The organism is Streptomyces sp. NPDC043896, from assembly GCF_056435605.1.
On the sequence record NZ_JBWKEE010000020.1, the window covers coordinates 53,328 to 68,152 of the forward strand.

At 72.3% G+C, this 14,825-nt stretch carries 10 protein-coding genes and 1 tRNA gene; 9 read left to right on the plus strand and 2 right to left on the minus strand.

All coding sequences use genetic code 11. The annotated features are described in order from the left end of the window. Nucleotides 1-144: 144 nt before the first annotated feature. From tmk to AC069X_RS26470, 4 genes are all read left to right on the plus strand, one after another. Nucleotides 145-3,303 (plus strand): dTMP kinase, encoded by a 3,159-nt coding sequence (gene tmk, locus AC069X_RS26455; RefSeq protein WP_478732104.1) that lies wholly within the window; start codon nucleotides 145-147, stop codon nucleotides 3,301-3,303. A 105-nt stretch (nucleotides 3,304-3,408) separates the two neighbouring features. Continuing rightward, complete coding sequence (locus AC069X_RS26460) at nucleotides 3,409-4,614, plus strand: DNA polymerase III subunit delta' (RefSeq protein WP_478732106.1); 1,206 nt, start codon at nucleotides 3,409-3,411, stop codon at nucleotides 4,612-4,614. Between the two features lie 186 nt (nucleotides 4,615-4,800). Next, nucleotides 4,801-6,333, plus strand: coding sequence for an alpha/beta hydrolase (locus AC069X_RS26465; protein ID WP_478732108.1), 1,533 nt, complete (start codon nucleotides 4,801-4,803; stop codon nucleotides 6,331-6,333). A 105-nt stretch (nucleotides 6,334-6,438) separates the two neighbouring features. Next, nucleotides 6,439-6,512: transfer RNA gene (locus AC069X_RS26470), tRNA-Thr, on the plus strand. Nucleotides 6,513-6,634: 122 nt separating this feature from the next. Here AC069X_RS26470 and AC069X_RS26475 read toward each other — a convergent pair. Both AC069X_RS26475 and AC069X_RS26480 read right to left on the minus strand, forming a co-directional pair. Beyond that, nucleotides 6,635-8,245 carry a tyrosine-type recombinase/integrase gene (locus AC069X_RS26475; protein WP_478732110.1) on the minus strand — a complete coding sequence of 537 codons (1,611 nt, stop codon included), beginning with the start codon at nucleotides 8,243-8,245 and terminating at the stop codon, nucleotides 6,635-6,637. Continuing rightward, a complete protein-coding gene (locus AC069X_RS26480; RefSeq protein WP_478732112.1) occupies nucleotides 8,242-8,916 on the minus strand; it encodes a helix-turn-helix domain-containing protein in 675 nt (224 codons plus the stop codon). The genes AC069X_RS26475 and AC069X_RS26480 overlap by 4 nt, the downstream gene beginning before the upstream one ends. A 95-nt stretch (nucleotides 8,917-9,011) precedes the next feature. Between AC069X_RS26480 and AC069X_RS26485 the strand changes: the two genes are divergently transcribed. From AC069X_RS26485 to AC069X_RS26505, 5 genes are all read left to right on the plus strand, one after another. Beyond that, on the plus strand, nucleotides 9,012-9,242 hold the full coding sequence (locus AC069X_RS26485) for a hypothetical protein (RefSeq protein WP_030025806.1): 231 nt from the start codon (nucleotides 9,012-9,014) through the stop codon (nucleotides 9,240-9,242). Nucleotides 9,243-9,481: 239 nt separating this feature from the next. Further along, nucleotides 9,482-10,759: a DUF3631 domain-containing protein gene (locus tag AC069X_RS26490; RefSeq protein ID WP_478732299.1), complete on the plus strand. Its 1,278-nt coding sequence runs from the start codon at nucleotides 9,482-9,484 to the stop codon at nucleotides 10,757-10,759. Nucleotides 10,760-11,115: 356 nt separating this feature from the next. Continuing rightward, nucleotides 11,116-11,973, plus strand: a complete 858-nt coding sequence (locus tag AC069X_RS26495) for a DUF2637 domain-containing protein (RefSeq protein WP_478732114.1) — start codon at nucleotides 11,116-11,118, stop codon at nucleotides 11,971-11,973. A 472-nt stretch (nucleotides 11,974-12,445) separates the two neighbouring features. Then, complete coding sequence (mobC, locus tag AC069X_RS26500; RefSeq protein ID WP_478732116.1) at nucleotides 12,446-12,997, plus strand: plasmid mobilization relaxosome protein MobC; 552 nt, start codon at nucleotides 12,446-12,448, stop codon at nucleotides 12,995-12,997. A 5-nt stretch (nucleotides 12,998-13,002) separates the two neighbouring features. Continuing rightward, complete coding sequence (locus AC069X_RS26505; RefSeq protein ID WP_478732118.1) at nucleotides 13,003-14,712, plus strand: relaxase/mobilization nuclease domain-containing protein; 1,710 nt, start codon at nucleotides 13,003-13,005, stop codon at nucleotides 14,710-14,712. The last annotated feature ends 113 nt before the right edge of the window (nucleotides 14,713-14,825 follow it).

Here is a 14,825-nt window from a genome sequence, read left to right on the forward strand (position 1 = left end):
AGGGCCCCTGGATTCCGATCCCGGAAGCGGAAGCGGCAGCGGAGCGGGCGGCCGGGACGCGGCCGCGGAAGGTGGGTGGCGGGTCACACCCGGCGTCGTCCACAGGCCCCCGCAACGGCCAACCACAGCGGATAGGCTGGGCGGATGACGCGAGCCGAGCAGCCGACGGTCGTGACCGCCTCCGAGAACCCCTCCTACGACGAAGCCCTAGCCGCGGACTCCCGCGAGCGAGCGGTGCGCGCCCTGCTGCGCACTCCGGGGCTGCGCCGGCTGTGGAGCGCCCAGCTGGTGAGCGGCATCGGCGACGCCCTGGCCCTGCTGGTCCTGGTGCTGCTGACCCTCCAGGCGGCCGTCACGGCCGGCGCGGAGGGCCTCTTCGGCGGCGGCTACCGGGGCGCGGCCTTCGCCGTGGCCGCCGTCTTCGCGGTGCGCGTCCTCGCCACCGTCCTGTTCGGGGCGGTGCTCCTCGGCCCGCTGGCCCAGCTCACCGCCCCCGGAGGCAAGCTGGACCGCCGCTGGACGATGGTCGGTGCCGACGGGCTGCGGATCGGGCTGTTCGTCGTCGCCCCGCTGTGGCTCGACTGGATCCCCGCGCACGCCACGACCGCCCTGCTGGCCACCGTCTTCGTGTCCGGTGCCGCCGAGCGGGTGTGGACGCTGGCCAAGGAGAGCGCCGCGCCCGCGCTGCTGCCGGCCCCGCCGCCGGAGGGGGCGACCGTACGGCCGCTCCCCGACCACCTCGACGCCCTGCGACGGCTCACGCTGCGCACGGCCTTCGCGGCGATGCCCGTCGCGGCCGCCGCGCTGCTCGCCGCGACCCTGATCGGGCGGGCGCTGGGCCTCGGCGTGGACTGGTTCGCCGCGAACCAGGCGGCGCTGGGCTCGTACGTCGCCGCCGGCCTGTTCGCCGCGTCCGTCTCGCTGCTGGTGCCGCTCGCGCTGCCGGCCGTCAAGACCCCGAGGCCGCGTTCCCCGCTGGAGGGGCTGCGGGCGCCCAGGGCGGGCGACCGGGCCGAGAAGGGCCGTACGGGCGCGATCCGGCTGCTCGTGGTGGCCTGCGCCGCCGTCGCCGCGGCTATCGCCTGCGCCGCGTCCGTCTCCGTGCTGCACGCCTTCGACCTGGACGGCGGCCCGTCCTCGTACGCCCTGCTGGTGCTCGCCCTCGTCGGCGGCACCGCCCTCGGGATCCGAGCCACCCAGGCCGGCAAGGTGCTGCCCGCGCTGTCCCGGCGCCGGCTGCTGGCCCTCGCCATCGGGACGGCCGGGCTGGCGCTGCTGCTGGCCGGGCTGGTCCCGGACACGGCGACCGTGCTGTTCCTGTCGCTGCTCGCCGGCACCGCCGCGGGCGTCGCGGCCAACACCGGACACACCCTGCTCGACCAGGAGACCGAGGAGTTCCGCCGGGCCCGGGTCACCGAGCACCTCCAGGCCGTGGTCCGGGTGGCCGTGGCCCTCGGAGCCGTCACCGCCCCGCTGCTGGCCGCCGCGATCGGCCCGCACCGGGTGGGCGGCGGCCAGGTCGTCCTGTCGCACGCCGGCGCCGCCTACGCGCTGATGCTGGTCGGCGCGCTGCTGCTGCCCGTCGCGGTGGTGGTCCTCGCCAAGGCCGACGACCGGGGCGGCGTACCGCTGCGCCGCGACCTGCGCGAGGCGCTGCGCGGCGGGGAGCCCGCACAGGCCCCGTCCACGACCGGGTTCTTCATCGCCCTGGAGGGCGGCGACGGAGCCGGCAAGTCCACCCAGGTGCAGGCGCTCGCCGACTGGATACGGGGCAAGGGCCACGAAGTCGTCGTCACCCGGGAGCCGGGTGCCACCCCGGTCGGCAAGCGGCTCCGCTCGATCCTGCTCGACATCTCCTCCGCCGGGCTGTCCAACCGCGCCGAGGCCCTGCTGTACGCCGCCGACCGCGCGGAGCACGTGGACTCGGTGGTCCGGCCGGCGCTGGAGCGCGGTGCGGTGGTCATCTCCGACCGCTACATCGACTCCTCGGTGGCCTACCAGGGCGCCGGGCGCGACCTGTCCCCGACCGAGATCGCCCGGATCTCCCGCTGGGCCACCGACGGTCTCGTGCCGAACCTGACCGTGCTGCTCGACGTGTCCCCGGAGACCGCCCGGGAGCGGTTCACGGAGGCGCCGGACCGGCTGGAGTCGGAGCCGACCGAGTTCCACCAGCGGGTGCGGGCCGGCTTCCTGACGCTCGCCGCGGCCGACCCCGGCCGCTACCTCGTGGTCGACGCGGGCCAGGACCCCGGCTCCGTGACCACCGTCGTACGGCACCGCCTGGACCGGATGCTCCCGCTCTCCGAGGCCGAGGTGGCCGCGCAGATCGAGGCCCGGCGGCTCGCCGAGGAGGAGGCCCGGCGCAAGGCCGAGGAAGAGGCCGCCCGCAAGGCGGAGGAAGCCCGGCTGAAGGCCGAGGAGGAAGCCCGCCTGGCCCGGGAGGCCGAGGAGGCGCGGCTGCGTGCCGAGGCCGAGGCGGCCCGGCGTGCCGAGGAGGAGCGGCTGAAGGCCGAGGAGGAGGCCCGGGCCCGGGCCGAGGCCGAGCGGCTGCGCGCACAGGCCGAGGAGAAGGCCCGCGCCGCCGAGGAGGAGCGGCTCCGGCTCCAGAAGGCGGAAGAGGCCCGGCTGCGTGCCGAGGCCGAGGAGCGGCGGCTGGAGAAGCAGCGGCGCGCGGAGGAGGCCCTGCTCAGGGCGGAGGAGGCGCGCCGGCTGGCGGAGGCTTCGGCCGCCGCAGCGGCAGCCCGGGCCGCTGCCGCCGAGGCCGCCGCGGCGGCCGTGCCCGCCCCCGAGGCGCCGGCACCCAAGGTCGTCATGCGCAAGGAACCGCTGCCGGACGAGGCCGTCACCGTCGAGACCCCCGTGGTCCGGCGGGTCGTACAGCCCGACGACGTCACCCAGACGGTCCCGGTGCCCAAGATCGACCCGCGCGCCCCGCGTCCCGTGGACGAGACGGCCGTCCTGCCCCCCGTACGGCCCGACGGCCCCGCCCGGGACACGGCACCGCGGACCCGTCCGGCGGAGCGGCCGACGGCCCCCCACTCGCACGAGGCCCCGGCCGACCGGGTTCCGCCGGGCATCTTCCGGGACTCCGGGAACGACGTGACCCGCGAGCTGCCGGTCGTCGGGGAGGACGGCAGGCAGCGCCGGGATCCGTCCGACTGGGCCGAGGCGACCCCGATGGACGATCTGCCGACCCTGGCGGACGAGCTGCTCGGACCACGCCCGGACGCCGAGGAAGACCACGACGGCCAGGACGGCCGGGACGGCCACGACGGCCAGGGCAGGCCGCGACGCCGGCGCTGACGGAGCGCGCGGGTCACGGACCGTGACCGCGGGCGGTGATTGTCAGTGGCGGGCGCCACAATGTGAGCAGGCAGTATCCACGGAGAGTGAAAGGCGGTGGGCGGCATGCCCGTGTGGGAAGACCTGGTGGGACAGGAGCGCGTACAGGCGCAGCTGGCCGCCGCCGCCCGCGACGCCGACACCGTCGTCACGGCCGCCGAGCGGGGGACCCCGCCGCCCCCCGCGTCCAAGATGACCCACGCCTGGCTGTTCACCGGGCCGCCCGGCTCCGGCCGGGCCACCGCGGCCCGTGCCTTCGCGGCGGCCCTCCAGTGCGTCAGCCCGGACCGCGCCCTCGGCGGTGAACCGGGCTGCGGATTCTGCGACGGCTGCCACACCACCATGGCCGGGACCCATGCCGACGTGGAGATCGTCCGTACCGACCTGCTGTCCATCGGTGTGAAGGAGACCCGCGACCTGGTCCGCCGGGCCCAGCTGTCACCGGCCGTGGGCCGCTGGCAGGTCATCGTCCTGGAGGACGCCGACCGGCTCACCGAGGGTGCGGGGAACGTCCTGCTCAAGGCGGTGGAGGAGCCCGCTCCACGGACGGTGTGGCTGCTGTGCGCGCCCTCCCTGGAGGACGTGCTGCCCACCATCCGCTCCCGCTGCCGGCACCTGACCCTGACGACCCCGTCCGTGGCGGCGGTGGCCGACGTACTGGTGCGGCGGGACGGGGTGGACCCGGCAGCCGCCGCGGCCGCGGCCCGCGCCACGCAGGGGCACATCGACCGGGCCCGCCGGCTCGCCACCGACGAGGCCGCGCGGTCCCGCCGGACCGCCGTGCTCAGACTCCCGCTGCGGGTGGACGACGTGGGCGGCTGCCTCAAGGCCGCCCAGGAGCTGGTCGACGCCGCCGCGGAGGACGCCAAGCAGGTCGCGGAGGAGGTCGACGCCAAGGAGACCGAGGAGCTGAGGGCCGCGCTCGGCGCCGGCGCCGGCAGCCGTCTGCCCAGGGGCACCGCCGGGGCGATGAAGGAGCTCGAAGACCGCCAGAAGCGCCGCCGCACCAGGACCCAGCGCGACAGCCTCGACCTCGCCCTCACCGACCTCACCGGCTTCTACCGGGACGTGCTGGCCCTCCAGCTCGGCTCGACGGTGGCCATCGCCAACGAGGACATACGGCCGGACCTCGACCGCGTCGCCCGCGCCTCGGGCCCCGAGCGCACGCTGCGGCGCATCGAGGCGGTCATCGCCTGCCGGACGGCCCTCGACCGCAACGTCGCTCCGCTGCTCGCGGTGGAGGCCATGACGATGGCACTGCGCGCGGGCTGACCGGCCCGGCCGGTTCCGCGACCGGTTCACCCGTACGAGCGGTCCCGGGCGCGGAGCCGCAGGGCCCCGTGCGTGCCGGGCGCCCCTGCGCGCACCGGCAGGGGCCCGGTCGGCGGGCGGCCACCGGGATCCCGCCCGGATCCCGCGCGCCGGACGCGGGCCGGGGGCAGCACGTAGGCTCGCCGCATGGACACGAGGCGCCTGCTGCGTACCACCGGGACCGTGATCGCAGCCGCCGGGCTGATGATCTCCGGGTGCACTTCCGGGGGGCCGGAGGTGGCCGCCTCCGCGGAGCCCACCGCCGTCCCGGACGCGCTGCGCCCGTACTACGACCAGAAGCTGAGCTGGCGCGACTGCGGCGTCCCCGGCTTCCAGTGCTCCACCATGAAGGCGCCGCTGGACTACGCGGACCCCGGCTCCGGCCAGGACGTCGAGCTGGCGGTATCCCGCCGACAGGCCACCGGCCCCGGCAAGCGGCTGGGCTCCCTGGTGGTCAATCCCGGCGGCCCGGGCGGTTCCGGCATCGGCTACCTCCAGGCGTACGCGGGCATCGGTTACCCGGCCGCCGTGCGCGCCCAGTACGACATGGTCTCCTTCGACCCGCGCGGCGTGGCCCGCAGCAGCCCCGTCGAATGTCTGACCGGGCCGGCGATGGACCGCTTCACGCAGGTGGACCAGACCCCGGACGACCAGGCGGAACGCGCGAAGCTGGTGGCCGCGTTCAAGGAGTTCGCGGCGGCCTGCGAGACGCGCTCCAGCCGGGTCCTCCCGCACGTCTCCACGGTGGAAGCCGCCCGGGACATGGACCTGCTCCGCTCGGTCCTCGGCGACGACAAGCTGAACTACGTCGGGGCCTCGTACGGCACCTTGCTCGGCGCCACGTACGCGGACCTCTTCCCGGGCCGCGTGGGCCGGCTGGTCCTGGACGGCGCCATGGACCCCTCCCGGGCGGCCGTCGACCTGAACCGCGACCAGACGGCGGGCTTCGAGACCGCGTTCCGCTCCTTCGCCAAGGACTGCGCGAAGCAGTCCGACTGCCCGCTGGGCCAGGGCGGCCCGGACGCGGTGGCCCAGCGCCTGAAGGAGTTCTTCCGCAAGGTCGACGCCCAGCCGGTCCCCTCCGGTGACCCGGCCCGCCCGCTCGGCGAGGCCCTCGCGACGACGGGCGTGATCGCGGCACTGTACGACGAGAGCGCCTGGCCGCAGCTGCGCGAGGCCCTCACCGAGGCGATGGACGGCGACGGCGCTGGCCTGCTGGCGCTCGCCGACAGCTACTACGAGCGAGAGGCGGACGGCTCGTACGCGAACCTCATGTACGCCAACGCCGCCGTGAACTGCCTCGACCAGCCCCCGGCCTTCAGCGGCCCCGAGGCGGTGGACGCCGCCGTGCCCTCCTTCGAGAAGGCCTCCCCGGTCTTCGGCAAGGGGCTGGCCTGGGCCTCGCTGAACTGCGCGTACTGGCCGGTGAAGGCCACGGGCGCGGCGAAGCCCCTGAAGGCGTCGGGCGCGGCCCCGATCGTGGTGGTCGGCACCACCCGCGACCCGGCGACCCCGTACAAGTGGGCCCAGGCCCTGGCGGGCCAGCTCGACTCGGGCACGCTCCTCACGTACGACGGCGACGGCCACACGGCGTACGGCCGGGGCAGCACATGCGTCGACACCGCCATCAACCGCTACCTCCTCCAGGGCGAGCCCCCGCCGGACGGCAAGCGCTGCTGACCCCCCGCCCGCTCCCCGGTTCGGGGCACCCCGATTAACCCTGTAGACTTGGCGCCGCTGCTGATGAGAGCCTCCCTCCAGGGAAATTCTTGTCTTCCCAGCGGTGCCGCCTTAGCTCAGTTGGCCAGAGCAACGCACTCGTAATGCGTAGGTCTCGGGTTCGAATCCCGAAGGCGGCTCAGAGAAAGGCCAGGTCAGATATCGTCTGACCTGGCCTTTTCTGTTGCTCGGGGCATGACGGGTCACACGGCCGCGGTGCCGTGACTTTGCCTGCGTGAGCGATGCGTGAGCGGAGGGGCCGTCAGCCCTTCTTGGCCGCCTTCTTGGCCTTGGCCTTCTTCTTCCCCTTGGCCTTCGCCTTCGCGGCGCGCTTGGCCTCCTTGGCGGCCTTGCGGACCTGCTCTTCCTGCTCGGCCTTGCGCTGGAGGGGGACCAGCTTGGCGGTGGCCTCGGCGGCGCTCTTGCCGACGTGGGGGAGCACGCTCTGGTAGATGTCGCGCGTGATCCGGGTGTCGCTGTGCCCGAGCGTGTCCGACACGATCTTGATGTCGATATCGGCGGCCAGCATGAGAGTGGCCGCGCCGTGCCGGAGGTCGTGCAGCCGGATCGGTGGCAGCCCGGAGGCCGCCACGAGCCGCTCGAAGAGATCGGTCACCTTGCCCGGGTGGAGCCAGGAACCGTCCTCTTGGGTGAACACGAGCCCGGTGTTCACCCAGGCCGACCCCCACTCCGCACGGCCGGCCTCCTGCTGCTTGCGGTGCCGCTCCAGGACGCCGACTGTGTCGTCGTCGAGTGCGACGACGCGGAAGCCGCTGTCCGTCTTCGGCTCGGACGCCTCGACCTCCCAGCCGTCCTGGACGAGCTGGCCCGTCACGGTGAGGGAGTGCCGTTCGAGGTTGGTCTCCGACCAGGGCTGCCCGCATGCCTCACCGCGGCGCAGACCGCGGAACGCGATCAGATGCCACATCGCGTACAGGCGGTCGTCGGCGACGAAGTCGAGGAAGGCGCCTGTCTGTTCCGGCGTCCAGACCATCACGGGGGAGGGCTTCTCGCCGGTCTGCTCCCACTTGGCAACCCGCTCGCCCGTCCACACCAGCGCCTTCGGCTTGCGCACCGGATCGATCTCGACGTGGGCCGCCGGGTTGAACGTGATGATCTGCTGCCCGATCGCGTCGTTCAGGGACGCGCGGAGCGTCGCCTTAACGTGCTGGCGCGTCGAGGGACCTGTCACCCGGCGGAAGGCCGGCATCGCGTCGATCGCCGCCTTCAGCGCCTTCCGGCGAGCACGGTTCTCGGCCCCCTTCCATGGGATGGTCGCCAACTCGTCCACGGCAGCCCGCCGCTGGGCGTTCTGCTCCAGGACGTCGGCGTTGCCATCGGCGATGGCCGTGAACATCTCGCTCAGGTGGCTGACCCGCAGCCGGTCAAGGCGCCGGTGCCCGATGTGCGGCTTGAGATGCACGCGGATATCGGTCTCGTACCGGCTGATGCCCGACTTCCGGATTCGCTTGCCCGCCAGCCACCGGTCCAGCCACTCGGCCACGGTCAGGCTCCCGACGAGGTCCTGGCCGGCCTTGAGGCGCCGCCGGGTCTCCTCCACGTCCGGCAAGGGCAGCTTCTCGCCGCTGACCTCCGCCAGCATCTCGGCGACGAGTTGGACGCCTTCGGGGTCGTCGGCCTTGGCGAGCCCGAGGAGAGCGCGCACATGGTCGAGGTCGGCCTGTGCCGCCTTGACGTTGGTGTACCCGCCACGGGCGAACGACCGCCTGCTGCCGTCCTCGCGGGGTGGCAGCTCCTGGCGTATGGAGTAGGTGCAGTGGTTCCTGCTGTTGCGCTTGGGGCAGGAAGCGCCGAGTTCCTTGCCGGACTTGGGGTCGCGGCAGGAGCAGCGGCGGTAGGTAGAACCCTTCAAATGTCTTCCTCTTCGTAGCCGTCGTCGAACGGGCTCATGAACCGGGTTCGCATCAGATGCGGGGGTGTGCCGCCCTCCTCACGGATGGAGGCGCGTACGCTGCGCAGCCGTTGTTTGGCGAGCGCTGCTCTTTCTGCGTAGAAGGCTTGGGCGCTGAGGGCCTCTTCGCGTTGAGTGGGGTTGCTGGCGGATTTGGCCTTCCAGGCTTCGTGTTGCTCGCTGGATTCGGCGGCATTGAGGGCCTGCTGCTCGCTCTCGTGCTGATGGAACAGGCGCAGCATGCGGTCGAGAGCGAGCGGCTCACCGGGTTCGGCGCCGGTGAACCACTGCATGGCGCCCCAGGTCTGCTCGCTGTCCCGCAGGGGGAGTTTCTGAACCCTTTCGACGTAGCCGACGGGGTAGATCAGGCAGATCGGGTTCGTGTGGAGTGCCTCGGCCAGCACCATGACGTCGACCAAGGGGAGGCTGGCCCGGCGGCCTGACTCCATGTTGGCGATCACGTTGCGCGGGATCCGGTGGCCGATCTCCTCACAGGCATCGGCCAGCTCTTGGGCGCTCATGCCCAATTCCTTCCTGCGCCGTCGCACCTCCTTGGCCACGGTTGCCGTGACTTGGTTCACCCACTCTGGGAAGTCGTCCTCGTCTTCATCATCGAATCCGCGTTGTGTCATGGAGACACATTATCTCGAACAGACTTGTTTCTCGTAGGCCCGGAGCCGGACGTGAGGACCGCGTTCGCCGACGGCTGTGACGAGAGGAGCGCTGCGTGCGCGAGAACCCGACTGAAACCGGGTCGAAGGGGATGGGTCGCGAGGAGATATTGGCCCTACCGGCAGCCATTGACCTGGACACCAGCAACCGTGCGCTGGGACTCGGGCGGAGCAAGGGCTACGAGCTGGCCAAGCGAGGCGAGTACCCGTGCAAGGTCCTGCGGCTGGGCAAGGCGTACCGCGTGGTGACCGCAGACCTGGTGAACCTGCTGGGACTGGCCGCTTGAGGGCGACAGAAGATAGCAGACCATTCTGCGCGGAGCTGACACAGAAACGCTGGACTGTGCCAGGGGTCGGACGTACTGTTCGTCGTCGCCCGGCTCCTCCAAGGGCTCACGGGAAACAAGTGAGCCCCCGACGCGCCAACGTCGGAGGCCCCGGCAACATCCCCACCCGCATTCACACGGTCAACCCGAGTGGCCAGCACGCACGCGGCCACACGAGAAGGAGCTGCCCCTTGGAACCTATGACATCCACGCCCCCTGCCGCACCTGCCAAGGCGACCTGGCCTGCGGTCGCGGTCCCCGGCCAGCCCGGGGCCCACTTGCACGACGTGCCGGCCGGGGGCCTCGACACGGCCGTCGAAGGCCCCGCTGAAGCGGACGTGCCCCCGGCCGTGCCGTCGATCCCCGCGTCGGAGGGGGAGGCGATCCTGGACGAGCTGCGCGCCACGATCCGGCGGTACGTAGTGATGCCCAGCGAGGAGGCCCTGGCCGCCGCCACGCTGTGGGCGGCGGCCACCCACCTCCAGACGGTGTGGCAGCACGCCCCGCGCCTCGCGGTCGTCGGACCGGCGAGGCGGTGCGGAAAGTCGCGGCTGCTGGAGGTCCTGATCGAGGCGGTCCATGATCCGCTGATCACGGTCAACGCCTCGGCAGCGGCGATCTTCCGCTCGATCAGCGAGGGCAACCCGCCCACCCTGCTGGTGGACGAGGTCGACACGATCTTCGGGTCGGCGAAGGTCGCGGAGAAGAACGAGGAGATGCGCGGCCTGCTCAACGCGGGCCACCAGCGCAATCGCCCCACCCTGCGCGTCTCGGGCCCGAACCACGACGTGCAGAAGTTCTCCACCTTCGCCATGGCCGCCCTGGCCGGCATCGGCGACCTGCCCGACACGATCATGGACCGGTCCGTGGTCATCCGCATGCGCCGCCGCGCCCGCAGCGAGAAGGTCGCCTCCTGGCGCTACGGCCGCGACGACCTGGCGGTCAGGGCACTGCGCGAGCGGCTGGCGGCCTGGCTGGCCAGCGTCCGCGACGAGGCCATCGCGCTGGAGCCCAAGCTCCCGGTCGACGACCGCGCCGCCGACACCTGGGAGCCGCTGATCAGCATCGCCGACCTCGCGGGCGGACGCTGGCCGATGATCGCCCGTACGGCGTGCAAGGCCATGACGGACTACGAGTCCGGCCGGGACCAGGACGGCGGACTGAAGATCCGCATCCTGACCGACATCCGGAAAGCCTTCGCCAGCGTCGGCAATCCGCCCGCGCTGCGGACCACCCACCTGCTGGACCTCCTCAACGCCGACCCAGAGGCACCGTGGTCCGAGCACAGCCCCAAGGGGCTCACGCCGCGCGGACTGCAGATCCTGCTCGACGACTACGGCATCGGCTCGGGCAACCGCCGCTTTCCCGACGGCAACCAGGCCAAGGGCTTCACCCCCGCGCAGTTCACGGACGCCTGGACCCGGTACTGCCCGCCGGAGAATCCCGCCGCAGAGGCGCCGTCCGCCACCGGCGCCTGACCCTCCACGTCTCGTCCCACCCGTCCCCGCGCAGGTCAGCGCGGGGACGGGTGGGGAAGGCGCAACGTGTCGACTCGACATCACCAACCTGCTGACTTGGTGAAACCTGGCGTCGAAGGCATGCAACAGCCCGTAAAGCGGCTCCCAGGACGCGCGAATCGACACCCGTACCAACTCGTACCCCACTCGTCTCACCGACCGCCCGGACGCGGTATCGGGTGGGCGCAACGAGTCGACTCGACATCAGCCGAGCACCCGTACCTGCCCTGACCAGCGACAGGACGAGTGGGACGAGTCCCCACCCTCCACAGCCACCCAGTGTGGTGGCCACACCTCAGCCCTTGGAGTGCACCCGCTTGACCACACCCGCCCCCACGCACAAAACCATCCGGGCCGAGCGGTACGTCCTGGCCGCCGCCGGATTCGTGATCGTCGCTCTGACCGCCGCAGGCTTCTGGCTCTCCTACGCCCACCTGGCCGAGGTCGCCGGACGCCACGGCCTGGGTGACGCCCCCAAACGCCAGTGGGCCTGGCCCGCCACCCTCGACGCGTTCATCGTCTCCGGTGAGCTCCTGATGCTCCGCGCCAGCCTGCGCCGCGTGACCGACTGGTGGGCGATCACCCTGACCGCCACAGGCTCCCTCGGTTCCATCGCCCTGAACGTGGCCGGCGTCTACGGCACACGCGGCACCACCCAGGTCCCGCTCCTGGACTACGTGATCGCCGCCATCCCCCCAGCCGCCGCCCTCATGGCCTTCGGTGCCCTGATGCGGCAGATCCACCAGCACGTCGCCGAACCCGCAGCCCCACGTCCCCCGGGCGACCGCCATTCCCCTGAGACGATCGCTGCCCAGCACCCGTACGACGATGGGCAAGCCTTCGGCCGCCAGCCTGCACCCACGGGTGAGGAGCCCGAGGATTCCGGTGACAACGGTGGTGAGCCCGCGGCGGAGTCGGACCTGGATGCCGGTCCCCGCAAAGTCGCCCTGCCCGCCGTCCCTTCCCGGAAGGTTGGCCGACCGACAACCGGTGACGTGGACGACTTCCTCCCAATTGTCGAGAAGCTGGACGGCAAGCCGACGCTGAAGCAGATGCGGGAGGCCATCGAGGGCGCGGGCCACTCGATCAGCAACGAGCGCCTGGGGAAGGTGAAGAAGGCGCTTGTGGACCTCCGCAGGCAGCAGGCTCTCACCGGAGCCGCGCCCGGACGCTGACCGATATTCACCGCAGGTCAACGCCGGTAAGGCCGGACGGGGAGCGTGGCTGCCTGACGGCCACGGTCCCCGGCGATCATCGAAGAGCCTCCGTCCCCTCACCACCGTCCCGGTCCCCAGACCGCGATTCGTACTCCACGGTCCCCTGCACCGGGCCAGCCACCCGCCGTATTCCGGGGACCGTCGGACTTCCGGTCATCTCCTCGCTGACCGCGCGCCGCAACTTGTGCCAACGCCGCTGGCGCCCGCCTGCCGGCCTCGCCTGTCCCCGCATTTGCCAGCCACCCCCACACCGGAGAACCGCCCTGTGTCGCTTGACCCGAACGACCCCGACTCCACGCCCTCGCCGGTCTCGAAACAGCCGTGGCAGACCGACCGTTGGCGGCGCGCGTTTGGGCTGACGGCCCCTGGCGGAGCCAGTAGTACCCCGAGTCCGACTCAAGGCCGGCCTTCGGGGATCTCCGCCCCGGGGGTGGCGGAGACGGCCCAGCGCCAGGGGGCGCCGGACCGGAGGTTCGGGACCGAGGGCGGCCCCGACCAGGACAAGCTCCACGCCATCCAGCGCGAGATCCTCCGTGCCGAACGCAGCGCCCAGCCCGCCGCCGGCGAGCCGACGGTGCAGAGCGTCCAGCCCACGATCCGCCGCTTCACCGGCAACAAGCGCACTGACCGCGTCGGCCCGCTGCGCTTCACCCGCACCGAGCGCGCCCGCCTGATCGAGGCCGCCGCCGAGCACAACTACAAGGGTGAATCCGGCCTCGCCGCCGACATCGTCCTGGCCTTCATCGATGGTCGGTTCACCGCCAACCTCCCCCTGTCCGAGGACCGCCGTCGAACCCACGTCTTCCGTGCCCAGGTCCTCCGCCAGTGCAACCGCATCGGCGTCAACATCAACCAGATCGCCCGCGCCCTGAACAGCGATCTCACCCCGCCCGACATACGCCAGCGCCTCGACGAACTCCATGACCTGCTCACGGTGATCGCCGCAGCCCTGCGCGAGCCCGCCGACCCGAGGGAGGTCTGACCATCGTGATCGCCGCCATCAAGCCCTCCGGCGCCAACACCCGTGGTCTGCTCGCCTACCTCTACGGCCCCGGCCGCCACGACGAGCACACCGATCCGCACATCGTGGCCGGCTTCGCCATGCTCGCCATGCCCGATCCCGGCCGAGACGAGAACGCCACGCTCACCCAGCTCGCCCGCTACCTCGACGAACCCGTCCGGCTCCGCAACAGCGAGTTCGGCAAGAAGATCACCGACCACGTCTGGCACTGCCCCGTCCGCGCAGCCCCCGAAGACCGCTACCTCTCCGACGCCGAGTGGGGCGAGATCGCCCAGCGCATCGTCGCCGCAGCCGGCATCGCCCCCGAAGGGGACGACCTGGCCTGCCGCTGGATTGCCGTACGCCACGCCGACGACCACATCCACATCCTCGCCACCACCGTCCGCGAGGACGGCCGCCGCCCCAAGCTCCACGACAGCGGCATCCGCGTCGGCGACGCCTGCCGCCAGATCGAGAAGGACTACGGCCTGCGCCGCCTGAAGAAGGGCGACCGCACCGGCACCCGCGCGCCCACCCAGGCCGAGATGCACAAGGCCCAGCGCCTCGGCTGGGAGCAGACCAGCCGCGAATGGCTCCAGGACCGCATCCGCGCCGCCATCCCCCACGCCCGCACCGCCGAGGAGCTCCTCGCCTACCTCGAAGCCGACGGCATCGCGGTCAAGGCCAGGCGCGGCCCCTCCGGAGACCTCCTCGGCTACGCCGTAGGTCGCCCCGGCGACCTCAACAAGGACGGCGAACAGATCTTCCACCCCGGAGGGAAGATCGCCCCCGACCTCACCCTCCCCAAACTCCAGGCCCGCCTCGAAGCCGGCCAACCTGAGGAACACCCCACCGCCCGCCGCAACCGCCCGACCACCGCCTGGCACCAGGCCACCGAAGCCCTCGACAGCTTCCGCACCGACCTCGCCGACGACACCCACGCCCAGGCGCACATCACCGCCCTCGGCGAACTCCTCGAAGCCACCGCCCAGAAGGTGCCAACCCACCTCCGCACCGAACTCCAGGCCGCATCCAAGGCGTTCGCACGCGTCCAGCGTTCCCAGATCCGGGCGGAAGACCGCGCTGCCCACGCCATCCGCCACGCGGCCCGCGACATCGTCCACACCGCCACCGGCCCCGACGGCAGCGCCCTCGCCGCACTCCTCGCCGCCCTCCTGTGGGCCGGGATCATCGCCAACCGCTGGCACGAGGCCAAGGGCCACGCCCACCAAGCCGACGCCGCCCGCCAGGCCCTCCACCGCCTACAGGCAGCCGCCGACCAGGCTCTCACCCCCACGCTCGTCGTACTCGAACAGCGTCAACCGAAGCAGGAGACCCGTCGCACGCTCGCCCACGACGTACGCGCCGCCGTCCCCGGCCACGCCGACCGGATCCTCACCGACCCCAGCTGGCCCGCTCTTGCCGCGCTCCTCGCCGACGCAGAGGCCCGAGGCCACCGACCTCACCAGCTCCTGAAGGAGGCCGCAGCCCAGCGCGAGCTGGCCACAGCCCGCCAACCAGCCCGCGTCCTGATCACCCGCCTCCAGCACACCAGCCGCAACCCCAGCCCCAACGTGCCAGCTGACGCCGCCCGCCGCCGTACCAGCGCATGGGCGACTGGCCAGCAGAACTGCACCACACCGCTGCCAGCGACACCCACGTCGGCCACGAGCCAGCACGGTCGACTCCGCCAATAGCAAGGTCGAACAGAAGGAGAGTGGTGGAGAGAATTGCAATTTTCTCCACCACTCTCCTTCCGGCCGGCCTTGGCTGCCGCCCGATGCCGGAGTTGGACAAGAGGCCGTGCGGT